Source organism: Sulfitobacter sp. TMED3, from assembly GCF_002167505.1.
GTDB classification, from domain to species: Bacteria; Pseudomonadota; Alphaproteobacteria; order Rhodobacterales; family Rhodobacteraceae; genus Sulfitobacter; species Sulfitobacter pontiacus.
This window is the reverse complement of sequence record NZ_NHBI01000027.1, coordinates 1-19,538: the sequence shown is the minus strand read 5'-3', so window position 1 is coordinate 19,538 and position 19,538 is coordinate 1. Positions and strand designations below refer to the sequence as shown.

Annotated in this window: 16 protein-coding genes; 8 read left to right on the top strand and 8 right to left on the bottom strand. The window is 57.7% G+C overall.

What is annotated here, in order from left to right; translation table 11 throughout:
- Positions 1–439: 439 nt before the first annotated feature.
- The 4 genes from CBB63_RS07870 (at position 440) to CBB63_RS07850 (ending at position 9,000) form a co-directional block, all read left to right on the top strand.
- On the top strand, positions 440–1,936 hold the full coding sequence (locus CBB63_RS07870) for a di-heme oxidoreductase family protein (RefSeq protein WP_286698751.1): 1,497 nt from the start codon (positions 440–442) through the stop codon (positions 1,934–1,936).
- Between the two features lies 1 nt (position 1,937).
- Positions 1,938–2,954 (top strand): imelysin family protein, encoded by a 1,017-nt coding sequence (locus tag CBB63_RS07865; RefSeq protein ID WP_286698750.1) that lies wholly within the window; start codon positions 1,938–1,940, stop codon positions 2,952–2,954.
- 4 nt (positions 2,955–2,958) lie between these two features.
- Positions 2,959–4,008: a DUF1513 domain-containing protein gene (locus CBB63_RS07860; protein ID WP_286698749.1), complete on the top strand. Its 1,050-nt coding sequence runs from the start codon at positions 2,959–2,961 to the stop codon at positions 4,006–4,008.
- Between the two features lie 1,725 nt (positions 4,009–5,733).
- Positions 5,734–9,000 (top strand): ATP-binding protein, encoded by a 3,267-nt coding sequence (locus tag CBB63_RS07850; RefSeq protein WP_286698747.1) that lies wholly within the window; start codon positions 5,734–5,736, stop codon positions 8,998–9,000.
- Positions 9,001–9,011: 11 nt separating this feature from the next.
- Here the strand turns inward: CBB63_RS07850 and CBB63_RS07845 are convergent, their stop codons facing one another.
- The 4 genes from CBB63_RS07845 to CBB63_RS07825 all read right to left on the bottom strand — a co-directional run bounded on the left by CBB63_RS07845 (position 9,012) and on the right by CBB63_RS07825 (position 12,815).
- Positions 9,012–9,440: a flagellar motor protein gene (locus CBB63_RS07845; protein WP_286698746.1), complete on the bottom strand. Its 429-nt coding sequence runs from the start codon at positions 9,438–9,440 to the stop codon at positions 9,012–9,014.
- Positions 9,441–9,443: 3 nt separating this feature from the next.
- Positions 9,444–10,313, bottom strand: coding sequence for a flagellar motor stator protein MotA (gene motA, locus CBB63_RS07840; protein ID WP_286698745.1), 870 nt, complete (start codon positions 10,311–10,313; stop codon positions 9,444–9,446).
- A 711-nt stretch (positions 10,314–11,024) separates the two neighbouring features.
- Entirely contained in the window at positions 11,025–12,209 is a 1,185-nt protein-coding gene (locus CBB63_RS07830; protein WP_286698743.1) for a flagellar motor protein MotB, read from the bottom strand.
- Positions 12,210–12,347: 138 nt separating this feature from the next.
- Complete coding sequence (locus CBB63_RS07825) at positions 12,348–12,815, bottom strand: Ros/MucR family transcriptional regulator (protein WP_005849067.1); 468 nt, start codon at positions 12,813–12,815, stop codon at positions 12,348–12,350.
- 729 nt (positions 12,816–13,544) lie between these two features.
- On the opposite strand from CBB63_RS07825, the gene CBB63_RS07815 reads away from it, so the two are divergent.
- From CBB63_RS07815 to CBB63_RS07800, 4 genes are all read left to right on the top strand, one after another.
- Positions 13,545–14,225, top strand: a complete 681-nt coding sequence (locus CBB63_RS07815; protein ID WP_353744258.1) for a response regulator transcription factor — start codon at positions 13,545–13,547, stop codon at positions 14,223–14,225.
- Between the two features lie 972 nt (positions 14,226–15,197).
- A complete protein-coding gene (gene flaF / locus CBB63_RS07810) occupies positions 15,198–15,599 on the top strand; it encodes a flagellar biosynthesis regulator FlaF (RefSeq protein ID WP_286698741.1) in 402 nt (133 codons plus the stop codon).
- A gap of 5 nt (positions 15,600–15,604) precedes the next feature.
- The gene (locus CBB63_RS07805) at positions 15,605–16,024 is read left to right on the top strand and encodes a flagellar biosynthesis repressor FlbT (protein ID WP_286698740.1); all 420 of its coding nucleotides are present in this window, start codon (positions 15,605–15,607) and stop codon (positions 16,022–16,024) included.
- 9 nt (positions 16,025–16,033) lie between these two features.
- Positions 16,034–16,858 (top strand): DUF1217 domain-containing protein, encoded by an 825-nt coding sequence (locus CBB63_RS07800; protein ID WP_286698739.1) that lies wholly within the window; start codon positions 16,034–16,036, stop codon positions 16,856–16,858.
- Here the strand turns inward: CBB63_RS07800 and CBB63_RS07795 are convergent, their stop codons facing one another.
- The 4 genes from CBB63_RS07795 to CBB63_RS07780 all read right to left on the bottom strand — a co-directional run.
- Entirely contained in the window at positions 16,859–17,854 is a 996-nt protein-coding gene (locus CBB63_RS07795; protein WP_502695886.1) for a flagellar motor switch protein FliG, read from the bottom strand.
- A gap of 126 nt (positions 17,855–17,980) precedes the next feature.
- A complete protein-coding gene (gene fliP, locus CBB63_RS07790; protein ID WP_005849053.1) occupies positions 17,981–18,805 on the bottom strand; it encodes a flagellar type III secretion system pore protein FliP in 825 nt (274 codons plus the stop codon).
- Entirely contained in the window at positions 18,805–19,149 is a 345-nt protein-coding gene (gene fliN / locus CBB63_RS07785; protein ID WP_009824335.1) for a flagellar motor switch protein FliN, read from the bottom strand. The genes fliP and fliN overlap by 1 nt, the downstream gene beginning before the upstream one ends.
- Positions 19,149–19,538, bottom strand: a 390-nt coding sequence (locus CBB63_RS07780; RefSeq protein ID WP_502695884.1) for a FliH/SctL family protein, incomplete at its 5' end; no start/stop codon positions are given. The genes CBB63_RS07780 and fliN, both read right to left, overlap by 1 nt.

The window sequence follows — 19,538 nt, the reverse complement described above, 5'->3', positions numbered from 1 at the left end:
ANCTATTGGGTTGGCGGGCGTTTNCTGACCGCNGGTGACAGCGATGTATCCGACGAAAAAGGGGCCGTCATCGGGATGGCGCATGACTTTGGCAACGGTTTCGACCTGATCGCCGAAGTGGCCTATTTCGACGGGTTCGCAGGCACGGGCGAGGATTCCACCTATGCGACATTGGGCGGTTCNTACGTTCAGGGGCCGTGGGCCTACTCTGCCAGCTACACCGGCATCGACAACACNGCGAANGGTTACGACGATTTGATCACCGTGGGTGTAGACTACACGTTCGAGAATGATATGTCGCTGAGTGGTGGCGTCGGCTTCTACGATGTAGACGGCAATGACTTTACCGCTGTCGGGGCATCGTTGGTCATCCCCTTCTAATATCGAAATAGGGCAGAATATGCGTTTCCTCCGGTCTTTTATCCCTCAGGCCCTGGTGATGTCCCTGCCCCTATTGAGCGGTCCGGTCTACGCCGGGCCGCTTGATGAACCCCATCTNNATATCATCCCGCGTACCGCCGATGAAACGGCCCGTATCGCCGATGTGACCGCCCCACCCGACAGTTTTGACGCCCCCAGCCCGTTCGAGGTNAACAGCGGCGGCGCGGCCACCGTACGCCCGCGCATGAACGCCGATGCGTTTTCGCAGGCCTCGGGCAATATGTCGTTCGAGGACGAGCTGACCTTCAAGCTGGGCAATGGGCTGTTTCGCAAGCTNTGGGTGTCGTCGCCTTCCTCGACGCTGGCCTCTGACGGGTTGGGTCCCTTGTTCAACGCGCGGTCGTGCCAAAGCTGCCACATCAAGGACGGGCGCGGNCACCCGCCCGANGGCCCCGACGACANCGCGATTTCCATGTTTCTGCGCGTGTCNATTCCGGGCAANGAAGACGCCGGCAATATCAAAGAGATCGAAGGGTATCTGGCCACGCTCGCCGAACCCACATACGGCACGCAAATGCAGGATTTCGCCGTCTCGGGGCATCGTGCCGAATACCGCTTGCAGATCGATTATACCGAAGTCCCCGTGACCCTGTCGGGCGGGCAGGTCGTGTCCTTGCGGCACCCGACATACACCGCGGCTGATCTTGGCTATGGTCCGCTGCACCCCGANNCNATGCTGTCGCCCCGTGTGACGCCGCAGATGATCGGGCTTGGGCTTCTCGAAGCGATCCCTGCCGCGGATATTCTGGCACTGACAGACCCTAATGACGCGGATAGTGACGGTATTTCGGGCCGCGCCAATATCGTCTGGTCGCAGGAATACAACATGCCGATGCTGGGCCGTTTCGGGCTCAAGGCCGGGATGCCCACGATCCGCGAACAATCAGCTGGGGCCTTTGCGGGCGATATCGGCATCTCTAACCCGATCTTCGGCGATCCATTTGGCGATTGTTCGACCATTCAGGATGCCTGCGTGAACGCGCCTCATGGGGCCGGTGACGTGCGAGGGTTCGAGATTGACGCCGAAGGGCTGGATCTGGTCACCTTTTACAGCCGCAACCTTGCCGTGCCCGCCCGTCGTGACGCGGACGCCCCCGAGGTGCTGCGCGGCAAACAGGTGTTCCATGAAACGGGCTGCGCCGACTGCCACCAGCCCAGCTTTGTCACCCATCGCCTGAAGGATCAGCCAGAGCAAAGCTTTCAGCTGATCTGGCCCTATACCGATATGCTGCTGCATGACATGGGCGANGGCTTGGCCGATCACCGCCCCGAGGCNCGCGCCACCGGCACCGAATGGCGCACNGCGCCGCTGTGGGGGATTGGGATGACCGAAACCGTATCGGGACANACGCAATTCCTGCACGACGGGCGCGCGCGGTCACTGCTGGAAGCCGTGCTTTGGCATGGCGGAGAGGCCGAGCCCGCCAAGAATCGCGTCATTGACATGCCGCCCGCAGACCGTGATGCTTTAATCCACTATCTGGAAAGTTTGTAACATGAAAAAACTGGTCCTCGCCCTTGGTCTTTTNTGCGCACCATTGGGTGCTGCGGCCGAGGTNGGCNCTGCCGTTNTGCGCGATGTGGTCGATCANCACATCCTGCCCCGCTANACCACANTGGCAGAGCNTACGGATGCACTGGCCGCCGTNGCCCAGCAGAATTGCGCCCCCGATGACGCCGCGTTGCGCNATGCCTACCANGATGCCTTTGACGCGTGGATCGCGGTGAGCCATCTGCGTTTTGGCCCGTCCGAGACCGACAACCGCGCCTTTGCGCTGGCCTTCTGGCCCGACAGCCGTGGGGCCACACCCAAAACGCTCGCGGGGCTGATCACGGATGCCGATCCCGTGGGCCGTGACCCGCAGGCTTATGCCGATGTCTCCATCGCGGGGCGCGGTTTTTATGCGCTCGAATTCCTGCTGTATGACGATCAGATCAGCACGATGGGCGATGCCGGCTATCGCTGCGCCTTGGTGCAGACGGTAACTGCCGATATCNCCACGCAGTCCCAAGCCATTCTGGACGGCTGGACCTCTGGCTATGCCGAGGCCGTTGCCACCCCNGCCGANGGTGGCCCCTACCGCAGCACCGAGGAAGCCGCGCAAGAGCTTTTCAAGGCGCTGAACCTCGGGCTGGAATTTACCGCCGACACCCGCATCGGACGCCCCATGGGCAGCTTTGACCGCCCGCGCCCCAATCGGGCAGAGACGCGGCGATCGGGGCGGTCTTTGCGCAATGTCGTGGTCGCGCTCACCTCTCTGCAGGATCTGGCGGAGCGGTTGGCGGCGGATGACGTGGCCGTGGTGGCCGCCTTTGACGACCGGTTTGACGAGGCGCTGGCAATCGCTGCCGACCTGGACGACCCTGTGTTCGCTGGAACGGCCAAGCCGCAATCCCGTNTGCGTGTAGAGGTGTTGCAGCAATCTGTTGCCGCGATCCGCGATGTGGCCCGCNNNGATCTGGGNCCGCATTTGGGCGTCGCTTCGGGCTTTAACGCATTGGACGGAGATTGATCCCATGACCAACCGCCGCCATTTCATTGCAGGGATGCTGGCATCAGGATTGGTGCCCGCGCCNACTTGGGCCGATGCGGGNGGGCCGGCCTATCTTGCCGCTGCCGGTCTGCGCGANGGCAGCTTTGTGCTCTGCGGNATCGACGCGGCGCTTGAGGTGGTNTTCGAAATCCCCCTGCCCGGTCGCGGCCACGCGGCGGCGGCGCATCCGTCCAAGCCGCANGCTGTCGCCTTTGCACGNCGCCCCGGCAATTTCGCACTGGTGATCGACTGCATGTCGGGGCGGGTCAAGGCCACGCTGCACGCGCCCGAGGGGCGGCACTTCTACGGGCACGGGGCTTTTTCCGCCGACGGGAGCCTGCTTTACACGACCGAAAATGACTATGCCAACGGCATCGGGCGNATTGGTGTCTGGGACGTGGCGCTTGGATATGTACGCGTCGATGAATTTGCCAGCGGCGGAGTCGGCCCCCATGATATCAAACGTCTGCCCGGTGGCGACACGCTGGTCGTGGCGAACGGCGGGATTGATACGCATCCCGATTCAGGGCGCGCCAAGTTGAATATCCCNACCATGCGGCCCAACCTCACCTACATCAACGACCGNCGTATTCTAGAGCAGATAGAACTGCCCCATGACATGCACCGCAACTCGATCCGGCATCTGGCCGTAGGGTCCGACGGGCGTGTCGCNTTCGGGATGCAATGGCAAGGCGACGGCGATGCCCCCGCGCTTGTCGGGCTGCATCAGCAAGGGGAAACACCGCTCTTGCTGGACGGTGCCGAAGATATGCACGGGTACATCGGCAGTATTGCCCTGTCGGACGACGGGTCCGAGATTGCCGTCACCTCGCCCCGTGCCGGTTTGGTGCAGGTCTTTGACGCGGCAACCGCGTCATACACCCGTAGTATCGCGCTTACCGATGTCTGCGGTGTTGCNGCGGCNCCGGNNGATTTTNTNGTGACCAGCGGTACCGGTATCGTTCAGCGTCTCTCTGGCAGGTTGAACCCGGAAAAACCGCTGATGTGGGATAATCACCTCGTCCGGCTTTAAGCCCTAGCGGGTTGGCTTGATGTCAACGGCTTACATCTTCGAAAACGCAAAAAGCCCCCGTGGCCGGCACCTACGCCGGTCCACAGGGCAAAGTAGTAAGGGCCGGAGCAGGCCCGAAAATCGATTAAGCTGATGAACTCTGCCCCGCGNAAATTCGCGCGTTGAGGGTTCACGAAAAAGGGAAAGCGCCGCNTTCGATGCCCGTCTGCTGTTAAATCCTTTCAAATCATATCGGGTCGAACACGGTGCTTTCTCGGGCCCTGNCTGCGGCGAGGCATGCCGCTTTGACAGGGCAAACCAGTTAACTTTGACGCATACCTCCTTTCGTTGCCGGGCTTTTGCCCCACAAAAGGGCATCTATTGTTGTGGCTCCCATGTGGTCTGCCATCGCGNCGACCACAGTCTCGTTCACGCCGCTCAGGAAGTTCACAAGTTCCGTCAGCGTCAGCTCTTCGAGCAGCAGCTTGAGCGTGCCGGCACCGACATTGTGCAACAGCTCGTCCANTTCTTCNGCCTCGAGCACATTCAACAGACGCGTCGCGGCAGGGGTGTCGAGGTTTGCAAGCAACACCGCAGCGCTGCCGACACCAAAGGCGCGGTCGAATTCATCGGTGCCGAGGGCGGTCACAAAGGCGTCGATCTCGGCCGAGGTCGCGTTGTTCAGCGCGTCGGCCAGTTTGAANGCTGTCTGCCCTTCGGCAGAGAAATCAAACACAGCNTCGATCAGATCTTCGGCCTGGGCAGCGGCACCAACGAAGACCGCGCGGGCCCCGTTTTCCATCGTGATGATGACGTCACCGTCGCGCAAATCGCGGGACCCGGTCAGGCACATGGCAGCGCGCAGATCGGCGCGGGAAGAAAACTGACCCAGGAAGGTGATCGCATCGCCGCGGGCGACGTCAAANTTATTGACGACGATATGCGTGTCGGAGGGTACCACGATAAAGTCAGGCGTGGCGATGGTCATTGTCTCCTGGGTCAGGTCGGGATGTGCAGCCTGGGGCGAGGCCCAGACGTCCTGCACATGAGAGAAGCCAGCGTTGATCTGGATGGCCTGCGTTGGGTCCGCATCTGTCGGCATGACATAGCGNGCGCAGCGCATCCGGTCCGCCGCGAGTTTAAGCGCGGTGCTGTCGGCCGTGATGTCCAAGACGGNGTCGGNNGNGTTTCCCGAAACATGGATGCCAAGTACTGCACCCAAAACCGCCTCGCGCAGGGAGGAGTTGTTGGCGATCTGGGCCAGTTCTAGGAATGTTGCGTTTGCCATCGTCTTCACCTTGGATTTGTTTCAGCCTGTGTTTGGTGGCTGTTAAGATGAAATTAACGCTAAATCCCAAGGGCGTCGCGGGCCTAGGCGGGTAGTCCAAAGCAGCTTGTGGCTATGGCGNTATNCCAAAGGATAGGTACCTGCTGCTGCAGTGGCACTATTCNCCCTGCNCTGCAGGCAGAAACGGAGTTTACCATTGCCAAAAAAGCCCGCCCCGCCTAGCCTTTTCGCAACTGCAAAAAGCGCCCGATCAACGAGGCGCAGCAAAAAACGCAGTNAGAGCAGTAGTGAAAGGACAGCACCAGACGACATCCANNTTGCCNTGNTCCGCAGCANATGCCGCGGGGGCGNAATGGAATCGATCGCTTTGGNTGCTTTTACAAGTGGTTTGACGTTGTGATGTTTGATAGCAGGAGGCGGGCTTTGACTATGCTTTCCGGNGTCCGCAAAGCGACGAGATGAACCAGAAAGAGAATATGGCGGGCGCTAAAATCGTGAAACAGGCATGGGGCAAGCTGCGTCNAACGCTTTTGGGTGCCGCTATCGCCCTGATCGGTGCACTNCAACCGGCGGCTGGTCAGCAGGCCGACACGATGGATGCGCCCCGTGACATCACCATCGGTATTCTCGCGTCNGAAGGGATNACCCGCGCGCTGGACAGCTGGTTGCCAATGGCCGCCGCGCTGAACACCGCCGCACAGGGCGCAGAACTGAACTACCGTTTCAAGATCGCGCCTTACACCGACGCCACAATGATCAATAAAATCTCGCAAGGCGCGCTGGATTTCTTCCTTGTCGATCCCGCGGCCTTTGTCGTGGCNGAGGTCGAAAGCAACGCCCGCCCGCTGCTCTCTGTCGCNCAGATGTGGGANGGNCAGGTNTATGATAAAACCAGCGTCGTCGTCTTTACCACCGCTGACAGCGATATTCGCGCCATCCCGGATATCGCGGGTCGCAGCATCATGGGGGTGTCNGCCGANGAAATGACCGGCTGGAAGCTCGCGCTGCAAGAGTTTCGCAAGTACCGGCTGGATATCAACGATATCGCGTCCCGCGCGCTGTTTTCGGGCGGGAACCAACGCGAGGTCGTCTATGCCGTGCAAGCCGGTCTGGTGGATGTGGGCGTCGTGCGCGCCGGTGTGCTCGAAGCGCTGGCACGCGACGGCGTGATTGATATGAACGATTTCCGCCCCGTGTCCCCTGTCGATCATCCAGGCTATCCGTTCTGGGCCAGTACCATGTTGTATCCNGATTGGGTGNTGGGNACGATCCCCGGCGTGCCGCAGGCGGCGTTAACCATTCTTGTCGACACCCTGCTGGGNCAGGATACCGGCAGCCCAGAGGCGATTGCCGCCGGTGGCACCGTCTGGCTGCCNCCGCAAAATTATCAATCGGTGCACGAGCTGCTAATCTCTTTGCGCGCGCGCCCCTACGAGAATTACCTGCAACGTTCCGCCTTGCGCATTGCATCAACCTACAAGTGGCTGGTGTTGGGCACGCTGCTGTTGATCGTATTCTCGCTGTTGTTCCTGATTTTCCAGCTGCGCGAAAACGCGCGACAGGCCCANGCCCGCAAGGATGTGCTGAAGTCGGANGTTCGNTCCAAGCAATTTTATCGCAACGCGGTAGAGGCCCATACCGTGTTCTGCATGCTGAACCAGAACGGCGCGATCACCCATGTGAACGACCAGTTTGTCCAAGCCAGCGGCCGGTCCCGCGAGGCGCTGATCAGCACGCCGTTGGTTGATGTCATGGATGCCGGCAATCGCGGTGTGCTGACGGGCGATGTCTTGCCCGCCATGATGTCGGGCACCCCGTGGAAAGGCACCATCGTTCTGCATAAAACCGACGGNAAGGCGGTCTGGCTGCAATGTAGCTTTATTCCGATCACCGACGGCGAAAAACAGCTGCGCGAGATCGCGATTGTCGCCTCGGATATGACCAAGACCCGCGAAGGCGTGTCAGAGGCGCGGTTCAACAACACNTTGGAACTGTTGCAGGANCATGTNGTTGTCTTCCANCCGCAAACCTATGCGGTGATGTANGCCAATGCATCGGTCGCACGACANCTGATGCGACATGATGAAAGCGACGACTGGCGCGGCAAGAGCCTGTCNGACCTGATTGGCAAACGGGATTATGACAGTCTGCGCGAACGCTGCGCCGGCCTTATCAANGGGCCAGAGCGGCGCGTCACNTGGGAGGTCGAGGCGAAATCAGGCATCACCTACGACATCAGCCTTGAATATGTCTGCCCCGCCCAGGACGAACCGCGCTTNATCGCGATCTACCGCGATGTGTCGCAGCGCAAGGTGGCCGAAAAAGCAAAGACCGAATTCCTGTCCACNGTCAGCCATGAATTGCGCACGCCGCTGACCTCTATCAAAGGGGCCTTGGGGCTNGTGCTGTCAGGTGCNACGGGGCAGTTGCCNGACAAGATGAAGGGGCTGATCACCATCGCCGCCTCAAGCTGTGACCGGCTGATCCTGCTGATCAACAGTATTCTGGATATGGAGAAAATCGAAACCGGCACGCTTGATTTCCGGATGAAGACGCTGAACCTGTCCGAGACGCTGAATACGGCGCTGGTGCCGAACCAGCTTTACGCCGAACGCGCAGGTGTATCGTTGCGCCGTGTCGATACCCCCGATGACGATGTAATGCTGACCTATGGCGACTCCAAACGCTTGGTGCAGGTGCTGGATAACCTCTTGTCCAACGCGGTGAAGTTTTCGGAACACGGCGGGGAGATCCTGATTGCCCTGCACGCGGTCGGGGATCAGCTGCGCATTTCGATCCGCGACTTCGGCACCGGCATTCAGGCTGCCGCGCAGGCGTCGGTGTTTGAAAAATTCACCCAAGGCGACAGTTCTGACAGCCGATCCAAGGGGGGCACAGGGCTGGGGCTGACCATCGCCAAAGTCATCATCGATCACCATCAGGGGCAGATCACGTTCTTCAGCCGCGAAGACGTGGGGACAGAAATTATCATCTCCCTCCCCCGTCTCGCGCAAGAGGACGCGCCGGCACCCGACACGCCCGTGCAAGTCGCCCCGCCAACGGCCTTTTCTGCCGCATTGGAACAGCAGGCCCGCAAGACGCCGTCTGTCATCAAAAAGACCGCCGCGGAACATCTGGTGCAACAGATCACACGCGCGGGATACGGACCGGAGTTCGAGCTTGGCAAAGCCGACGTTGGACGTCTGGCCGCAGGTGTCGAAATCGTCGGCGCGCCGTTGCTGAATAAATGGATCACCCAGAACGAACGCGACACGCTCTCGCAGTTGATCGGCGCGGGCGCGATTGCGGATGCGGCGGTCTGTGTGATCGAAGCCGCCTCGGATACGGATCACAGCGCGGCGGGCAGCGCATCCACCGCTGTGGCTCAGCTGCGGGCATGGTTCGCCACCTGTGCCGAACCCATCGGCAATCCCGCGCAACCGCTGACCATCGCGGCGGTCGATCACCCGGATGTTGCCAGCTGGCTTGAAACCGAAAGCATCGTGACCTTTGACGATACTGCGGATCTCGCAAAATCAGTCGCGACGTCGCAGGCGGATGTCGTGCTGACCTTTGCCATCAACGACGGGTCGGCCAGCGTCATGGCGGTGCCAACCTCGCAAGGTTTGATGCCCTCGGGCTGGCCGGTCTGCGTGCTGGTCATCCGGAATGTAGAGAACAAGAATTCGCTGGGTGTGGTGTCAAAATTCAGCAGCGGGCGCTAAGGCAAAGAGCGTTACCGGCGCTGCAACGCAAACAGCGCGCGCGACGCGTCGTCTAGTGCGGCCTGTTCTGCCCTGTCAGCATCGGCTTTCGCCTCGGTTTGCGCTTTTGACAGCACTGTTTGCGTGGTCTTAAGCGCGCGGAACTGCGCAAAAAGCGCATTCTCTAGCGTGTCGATCTGCCCTGTCAGCGCATCCCCCTCCGCCGCCAAGCCACGTTGTTGCCGGTCAACCGAGGATAGGTAGGCGGGCAAATAGGCCTGTGTTTCCAAGGTGCTGCCCGTCTGTTCAGCAATCGCCCGCTGGGTCAGCGCCGCACTTTGTTCCGTCAGCGATGTTTGCTGTGCCCGCAGGCCCGAAAGCTGTGCCCCGATGGCATCCAGCTCGTGTTGCCGGATGGTGTTGATCAGCTTGAGCGCAGCGATCTGACGGCGTCCGGCCATGGGTTATGCGGCCTCTGGCATCTGTTTGCGGGCCTCTTCCATCTCGTAAAAGCTGGGCTGCAGGCTGGTGGGAATGTTGCCGCGCCCGATCTCGGTGCAGATCGCGGGCGAATGGCCATGCAGGATCGCGATAAAGATGTCGCGGATCACGGCGTAATAAATGCCGTCCTGCTCTTCGATGGCTTGCAGACGGTTGGCGACCGGAGAGACGAAAAGATAGGCAAGGAAAACCCCAAGGAATGTCCCGACCAACGCGCCNCCGATCATCGCNCCCAGAACCGCAGGCGGCTTGTCGATCGACGACATNGTCTTGATCACNCCCAAAACCGCCGCAACAATCCCGATGGCGGGTAGCGCGTCGGAGACNGTGGTCAGCCCGTGNGGGGCCACCAANGCTTCGTGGTGGTGCTTNTTNAGCTTGCGGTTAATGACATCTTCCGCCTGATACGGNTCATCGAACTGCATCGCCAGCATACGGAANCTATCGGTGATCAGATCAATGGCAAAGTGGTCTTTCTGCAGCTTGGGNTANTGCGAAAAGATCGAACTTTCTTGCGGGTTTTCAATATGTTCATCCAGCGCGAGCATGCCATTTTGCTGGTACTTGCGGGCCAGCGTATACATGAGGTTCAGCAGGTCCACATAGTCGCCCGAATTCCACTTGGGCCCCTTGAATGCCTTGACCAGCGCGCGCCCTGCCCCCGCGATATTGGCAAAGGAATTCGCCGCAATAAACGAGCCAAGCGCGGCACCGCCGATCATCATNCCTTCGAACGGTAGCGCGTGGGTGATGATGCCCATGTCCCCGCCAGAGAGCATATANCCCCCAAAGACCATGCCCATCACGACCACGAAGCCCAGAATAATCGTCATTTGTTTTCCACTTGCAAGTTTCCAAGCACTTTAGGCATTTTCATTGAAATCTCAAGNACAGTTCATGTNNTTCCAAGTTTAAAAATTTGTCGCTCAAGACCAATTGCTATCTTTCCATGGTGTGACTAAGGTAANCTTCAGAATAAGCTGGAGAGTGCCGTGATCTCGGATGTTGAAACCACAATGATTGTCCTGATTGATGCGGACGATGTGAAATTCGCATTCTCGGGCTGGCCGGATCATATCTGCCTCGCGGCGTGCCTGTCCAGCTTTGGNACCTGCAGCATGATCGTGTTTCGCCGCGATGAACGCCACTTGATGCCGGATCGTTTGGTNAANCTGCTGAAGCTGCGCCGNGAAAACACCTGCTTTGTCCCCGAGGTNGANGGNTTCAAGACCAAGCAATTCCTCTATTCCGACGAACGCCGNTTGATGGCGCTGGTCGCATCGGACCCGGTGGTGCTGGAAGAAGCGGTCGATTACGCCGTGAACTACAACTACGCGCTGGAAGAAGGGCTGGACCCTGCCAAGATGCTCGGCCTTGATATTCCCACAGCCGACCCCGTGGTCGCTGCACCGCGCGGCACGATGGTAAATGAAGAAGCAAACCCCATGCTGCCAGAGTTCCTGCGCCGCTCGGTCGAACGATCCCGCCGGCCGATCTTTGCCAGCCGACGGGTCCCCACCTTGGGCGAGTTGATCAGAGCCTGATCACCGCAGCGCGTTGCGCAGGTTCAAGAATACATCATCCTTCAAAGGTGCCGCCACAGGATCGACATTCTGTGCGACCCGTTGCACCTCGCCACTGTTTTGTGGTGCTACGGGCGCAGGGATCGACGCCTTATATAGCTTCTCGCCGGTNTCNGCTGGCGGTGTCGCCGCATCAATCTGCGTCGGGGCTACGTCATCGCCGGCATAGTCCTCGACCTTCTGATATTGAACCGACACCGTGATCCGACGGTTAGACGCGTCGGTCGGATTTTCGGGCACNAGCGGCGCGGTATCGGCAAGGCCCGACACGCGGATGATACGATCACGTGCAACGCCCGAGGCTTCGAAAACACGGCGCGTGGCGTTGGCACGGTCCGANGACAGATCCCAGTTGTCGTATTTCTGNCTATTGGCAAAGCGGACAGCATCGGTGTGCCCTGACAGCGTGATTTTATTCGGCAGGCGCGCCAAAGACTTACCCAAATTCGCGAGCAGCTGATCTGTGGCACCCTGCATTTCGGCACGGCCACTATAGAACATCGGCTGCCCTTCCTGATCGATGATCTGGATCTGCAAGCCTTCGGGTGTTTGCTGGAAAATCAGGTTTTTCTTCAGCGGATCAAGGTCGGGATTCTCCTGCATCGCCTGCAAGATATCCTGCTCCAGCTTTTTGAACTTTTCATTGTCCAGCGCGTGCACATTATCAATGGTCGCATCGCCAGCCGACTTTGACCCATCGGATGCGGTTTGCGACGCGCTGGCAACATTGGCCGCGGCGGGGTTTTCATGGGCACCGTCTTCCGAGCCGATCTGCGTCTCATCCGGCACCGACGTCGCGGTTTCGTCGCGGATTTCCCACTTGGCCGAGGCCGGATCGTCGATTTTCCCAAGCTCGCTGCCACGGGCCACAATTGCCCCATTCGAAGCGGTCAATGTACCGGGTGGCCCCAAGGTCGCCCCGTCCAATACACCACTCCCGCCGGGCAGGGTCGCATTGGTAAAGTATTCGGCAATCCCGCGCAGCTTTTGCTCGTCNGCGCTCGAGAGAATCCACATCAGCAGAAAGAACGCCATCATCGCNGTCATGAAATCAGCATAGGCGACCTTCCAGCCGCCACCGTGATGTCCACCGCCTTCNATAACTTCTACTTTTTTAAATACGCGCGGCTGTGTCGTCGCTGCCATATGTCCTGCCTCTATTCTCGCGACCACGGGGGCCGGTTCGGCAGACGTGCTTCTGCACCGACTGCCTCAGAGACATGTATCGAGGGGGATTAGGTGCTCCGCAGGACAAAACGGTGGCAAAGGAAAGGCATTTGAACTTTACAGCTGCGACCCAAGATTTGCCTGCACCGCCTCGTCGCGGGCATAGCGACCAAGGCCGGCTTTCTTTGCATAATCCGCTTTGCGCAAAGAATAGTTCGGTGCAACGAGGGGATGATCATCATCAAGATTGAACTTGATCCGGTATTCGCTCTCGCTCAACCCGTGCTCTGCGCGCAGGTGACGCTTGAGCATGGTAAAGGATCGGCCGCAGCACAGGCAGGTGACGGAATCATCCGTAAACGACTCGGCAACCGGCACCGCGGGAATGGCGGTTTCAGTCGTAAACTGCGCTGCTACCTTGCTGATTTCAGCCTTGGCGGCTGCGGGCTGGAGCCCGGCNAGCGCGGCGGGAAGCGCCTGCGACAACGCCAGAATGTCTTGCACGGTTGCGGATTCACGGCCAGCGAATGCGGTAATCACGCGAATTGCGGCCTCGGAAACGGGGGGATCTGTAAACTCTGTCACTTTCGTATGCGCCTTTACTACGTCGGTGCGGGATGAAGCCTCGTGAACAAATCTTGGAAACTCTACTAGAATACCAGGATTGTCCGCCAACCTCACAAAAATTGTCAATGTCTCTTAAGTATAGGTTGGCCCGCCGCAAGGAATGGCGANAGGACAACAACTTACGAACTCAAGATAAACTGCGGTGGATTAATTCAACCGGTGGCGGTCGGGATGCAAGCTCGGCAGGTCAGATGTGGCAAAACCTTGCCGTTTCTGACCACTCTCNGCGACTGNGGACAGAACACCCGACTTGGCCACAACTTCTGCCGCGTGAAGGATCACCGCGCGCATGTTTTCATCCTGCACCGCCTCGTCGCGCAAATGGACCAGCCGTTTGGCCGCCGCNAGCGCACGCCGCTTTGGCGCAACAATTTCAAGTATGTCTGCCATTTTCTAGCGCCTATTCTTGAGGTTCTCTCAGACGCGTTCTGCAGTCTGCAAGNATATACATAGCGTGGAAGGTTAAAGAATAGTGAACGTATGGCTTTTTCATGACAAGCAGGCCCAATTATTGCCGCATAACTCTGACTTTGATTTCGNCCACGGGTTCGTGCAACAAAGGGATAACCCAGCTCATCGCTNCCNTTCCTAGTATATGGCCGTTATCATCGTGTCCTTTCCGCGTCTCGCCGCAATGCTATCCNTTNCCGAACATCCATCGGTCAACCCATTGGGGCNGCGCGATNAATGACCAANATCCTACTCNTCTCNACGGCACCTTCGGTGCGCAACGCCCTGAACTATTTATTTACGGTTATCCTAAANTTCGACTTTGAATGTATAGACTTTGACGCCTGCGAANATTGGCTACACAACANNGAAANCGTTAACGCCATTTTCGTCGATATGACCGAAGCGANCAGCNACCCGGCCCCGNTGATCAGCACGCTCACCACCCAAGCGCAGCCCGGAGTCGTGCTCGCGATACAAGAGNTGAAGGGGGNATGGGGTGCCGATGCGTTTGAAGCGGGTGCGATCGATGTCCTCACATGGCCCTGCAATCTGCGCGAGCTGTCTTTACGACTGAACCGACGCCTACCAACCCCTACGCCGTCAATTGAACAGCCTCAAGATGTGAGCTGGGATGTCGAAGCGTATATCGCCCTGCGCGCCGGATTAACGACGGCGGAAGCTCAGATCATGCGGGTATTATTCGCCCAAGACGGGCAAATAGTGACCCGCGATGCGCTTAGTCTCGCCGTGGAATCTCGGCCGTGGCGATATGGTGATCGGAAATTTGATGTCCACGTNGCGAAAATCCGTAAGAAATTTGCGGACACATTTGANGANCGTATTTCCGTCGAAACGGTACGCTCCAGCGGGTATATGCTGCGCACNNGCGGNNTGAATGCNTTCGATCCGACGTAAGGGNTGCCCGTACCTGNACGGCGAGAGAATCGCACCTTTNCGCNCTCACACTTGCCGCACATTCTCAACANATTTATTGTAAATTCGCATATGGGTGAACATGCAGCCATATTTTGCCCCGCCCACCAATACTTGTGCTGTGGATAACATTTCGCCCCATATTTGGTTCCCAAAAATATGGGTGATCGGGGGAATTTTGCCGAAATCACCGCAAGTGTCAGCGCAAAACCGCTGCGCTGATCCTTGTTGAAATTCAAGATCCGCTTGCGAAGTTTAACAAATCCGGAATTCAAAAAACCGTGTCGGGAAGATACCTTGGGGTTGCACACGCGACACTTGGGGAAGTTTTAACTATGCGTTCTGATTTGATGGGGCACATCTGGGGCGGTCGGCTGGAATTTTGCGCCGATCCCTGCAACACACCCTTGGGCCGCATCCTGTCGTCACTGCTCGCGTCGCCGATCACCCGTTTCACCGTCGCCGCAGAGGACGCTGATCTGCCCCCCTTCGCGATCTACGCCGGAGAAGAGATCATTTCCGGCGCTTCCTTGGCCGATGTTCTAGATCAGGAGTTTGGCCTTGATCTGGAAGATGACGCCATCGTTTTGATCGAACCCTGCGCCCAATCAGCCCTGACACCTGCGTGCCCCGTTCAACTTGGCCACCACATCGGNCATATCATCGTTTCCCTCGCCCAGTCCGAGCGTGACGGCACCGCCCCTGACGGCTTGCTTTCCGCTGATAATATCGCCCACAGCTTTCACCGTGAAATGCTGCGCGCGGTNACNCCNGGCCAGCANATTCATTAACACTGCNGCCCACCNAAAACCCCGCCACAGTGTGACATGCAAAGCATGATTTAAAANCAAGTGCTGAAAATTATCCTTGCTTTCAAGAAATTAAGGATTTTTTAATTCTCCCTTAACTCTGCCACCCTATAGTTGAACCGAGGCAGAATAAAAAGGCAGTGAAATGAGTGTAACCGCGTATAAGCGGACCATCTCGCACACCGAAGATCCGCGCCAGATTGAGCGTCGGATTTTGGCGAGCGTGACATCCAAACTTGAAAACAAATTCGAAGCATTTGACGGTGCTGCGGAAAAATCTCAAAAGCTTCAGATGCTTGCAGATGGCCTGCGNGANACCCTNTGGGAGAACCAGCGCGTTTGGCTCACGTTCAAGGCCGATTTGGCCGAGAAGGATAACGGGCTGACGGCCGATTTGCGCGCTGCGCTGATCTCGCTGGCTCTTTGGGTGGAAAACCACACCAAAGCGGTCCTGTCAGGGTCTAAAAATGTGAAGCCTTTGATTGATATTAACCGCAGTATTATCNACGGTCTGAGCGGACGGGCTGCAAAAGTCGCGGCGGAGTAAGCTTTATGGCGCTGCGATTAACCCTGAAACCGAACGAGCGGATCCTGATTAACGGCTGTGTCGTGCGCAACGCCGATCGCCGTCAGATGATTGTGATCGAGAATCAGGCTGACATCGTGCGTGAAGCCGATCTGCTAAAAGAGGATGAAGAGCGCACCCCTGTAAAAGAGGTCTATTTCTTCATCCAGACCGCCTTGCTTGAGCCNNCGACCCGTAAAAAATTGGTGTCGATCATNCAAANGAAACTAGGCGCGCTTGCGCCGGTTTTCCACGACGAGATGGCCAGCCACATTTTTGAAGCCGCGGCTCACGTGTCTTCTGCTGACTTCTACAAAGCGATGCGCACATTGCGCCCCCTGATCGAATATGAAGANAAATTGTTCAAAATGATCCGGGAAANGAACACAGCCACGGCNGCGGAATAGGGTNAACCTATGATCAGCATTTCAGGTTTAGGCAGNTCCACCGCGCTCAAGCTGATTGACGCAACGCGGGACAAACAGCTTGATCTGATGCGTGATTCCGCCGCCAACAAACGCGCGGAAGAAGCGTTTCGCAACAGAATCGGCGACATCTCCAGCCCGGAAGAGCTGATCGCGGATTTCGAGGTCTACAGCTTTGTGATGCGGGCCTTTGACCTGGAAGACCAGATTTTCGGCAAAGGGCTGATCCGCAAAATGCTGGAATCCGATCCGGTCGAACCTTCATCCCTGCTGAACCGACTGACCGACAGCCGCTTCCGCGAAATGCATCTGGCCCTTGGCTTCACGACAGAGGCAGGTCCGCAGACCCCTGATTTGACGGACCCGGATTTCCTAAATGATGTGACGACGCGCTTCTATAATCGGCAATACATCAACGAAAATGACGCCCAGAACGAGACCGTNGGCACGGTGCTGGAATTTCGTGACAAGTTTAGCGGTATTAATAACTGGTTCGAAGTACTGGCCANCGAGAAGTTGACTAACTTCTTCCAAGTCGCCTTGTCACTCCCCGAACAGATGTCTGCCCTTGATCTCGACAAACAAAAGGCCCTTCTCGCTGATAAATTCGACCTCGAAAAACTGGCGGATCCGGCGGAGCGTGAGAANCTGATCGCGCGCTACGTTGCCATTTCAGATGCCGTTAACCCACAGGGATTTCAGGCAAATTCAATAGCGCTTGATCTACTGCAGTCTTATAATCTGGGCGGCCAGTTCGTGCCGATCACAATCGATGTGACNGCTGTCACATTCTCTGCATCTCGCCTGTATCGCTGATCAGCTCGGCATATCCGACATCATATCGTCGTCGTTTTCGGGCAAGGACACCTCCCCTTCCGACATCAAACGCAATGCGGCTTCGACCAACTGAGCCTGCGCGCCTTTAACATCTTTGGACCGGACAGGGCCCATTGAAGACATTTCATCCTGCAGCATTCCNCGTGATCGCGAAGGCAGGGACGCCAGGAAATGTTCACGCACTTCTTTCTTGGCACCACGCAGCGCCATCGGCAGGGTATTCCCGCTCACTTCGCGCATGATTTTACCCAACATCATTTCGTTGAATTTAACCAAATCATCGAAAACAAACATTTTTTGCTTGATCGACAAGAGCTTATCGGGCTGGCGCTCCTCCAGGTTGCGGGTGAGATTAACCAACATATCTTCATCGAGTTTGTTGAAAATCGACACCAATTGGCTCTCGATCCGGGCTTCAGCGCTGTTCCCGGCCTTGGCCAACACATCTTCACGCAATGTGTTTTCGATATTCTGAATCGTATCGATCGGNAGCTTGTCCATGCCCATGATGCGCTCNATCAGATCGGCGGCNCGTTCGGCCCCCAAAAGCGGCAATACCTTCGCTGCGACGTCAGGCCGGATTCGNGTCAGGATGACCGCGATCGTCTGGTTNTGTTCCTTCTGNAGAAAGGCGACCAACTCCTTCTCGTCCAGATCCGANAGGTCTTTCCAAACGTTATCGATCTTTTTGCCGTCAATTTCCTGCAAAATTTCAGCAACACGATCTTCGGGGAGGAATTCTTTCAGCAATCCGCGCGCAGCATCAATNGAGCCGACCACACTNCCGCTGTGATTCACTTTTTCATCAAATTCCGCGATGATTTCTTCGACGATACCNGCGTCGACTTCGCCCATCGTCGAGATAGCGGTNGTGATCTGGCGGATCTCATCAACATCAAGCTGCTGCATGATCGCGCCGCCCCTCTCCTCNCCCAAACACAGGAAAAGGATCGCCGATTTCTGCGCGCCGGACATGTGGCGATGTTTGCGAAGGGGTACAAACTGGTTCATGAGATCGTCGATTCCCGCAGGCTGGATATTATCGCACAAGGATAGCCGAAACTATTCTTGTTTGACATGGCTATTTATGACCGCGGCGGTTTATCCGGACACGTAGGATTGAATCAGCGATCCAGCCAGCATGTACCACCCATCGATCAGTACGAAAAAGATGACCTTGAAGGGCAGCGAAACCAACACGGGCGGCAGCATCATCATGCCTGCGCTCATCAAAACCGATGCCACGATCAGGTCGATCGCGATGAATGGAAGGTAAATCAGAAAGCCGATGGTAAACGCGCGACGCAGTTCCGAAATCATGAAGGAGGGTACCAGCACCCGCCAGCTTGGCAGCGCAGCAGGCCCGTCCGAGGGCGGCGAGGCTTCATCCGCAATATCAGTGAAAAGCTGGAGATCCTTGTCGCGCGTATTAACCAACATGAAGTTGTAAAACGGCTCGGATATATTGCGCACGGCCTGCTCTTCGATGATGGCGTTTTCCATCAAGGGGACCAGCCCGCCCTCCCACGCATCCTCGAACACCGGCTGCATCACAAAGAAGGTCATGAACAGCGCCATAGCGTTCAACACGATGTTCGGTGGCGTTTGGTTCAGCCCAAGCGCAAGCCGTAACATCGAGAAAACAATGACAAATCTGGTGAAGCTCGTGACCATCACCAAAAGCCCCGGTGCCACGCTGAGGACCGTAATGATCGCGAAGAGCTGGATCAGACGGCCCGACAGGCTGGCCCCCTCGTCCGTACCCGGCGTTACGTCACCGAAAGCCGAAGAGAGGTCCCGCACCATGCTGCCAAGGTCTGCCTCTTGCGCCCATCCGGTCGATGCGGACGCAACGACACCGGCCAAAACCAAGGCCAGACCACACATCACGCGCGGTGCAAACAGGGGCAGCAAACGGGGGGACATCAGATTTCTGAGACGAAGTCTTTGACGATCTCACGCAGCGCAACTCCAAGGGAATCCCCCTGCACGCGCACCAGATCACCGCGCGCGACCATGCGATCGTTAATCATGATGTCGACGGGTTCACCCACGCGGCGGTCAAGCTCGATCACCGACCCTTTGGTCAGGTTCAGCAGCTCCGAGATCGGCATACGGCTGCGCCCCAGAACGACACGAACGTCCAGTTTGACACCAAAGATCGCATCAAGGCTTTTGCCATCCAGACCCGCCGGCGCTTTGGTTTCTGCATCCTGAGGGGTGCTGTCGGTCAGGTCTGCTTGGGTTTTATCCTGGTCATTATGTAGCATTATTCAGCAATCCTTGTGGTTGCGGTCAGTTCAACGGCGGCGGTTTGCAAGGCGCTGCGCACGGCCGTGGTTGCCTCTTCGAGATCGTATTCCAGCTTCCCGCCCTGCCAGGCGACCCGCGCCGCACCACGGGGAAGGTCGCTATCCGCGACAATCTTGATCGACGCGGCGTCTGTTGATGCAGGTAGCCAAACCGGCGGCTCGGCCTGCAGCCGTGCGGCGACTTCGGGGCAGGCGGTGATGGACAGAACCGGTGTACTACGGCTTAGGGCGACGCTTTCACGGATGCGACCAATGGCCAGATCGACGCCGTAGTTTTGCAGCAACTCTGGTACAAGCCGGTCGCCGATGCCGAGGAAGAGTTCCACGATATCAGTCTCTGTTGCGCG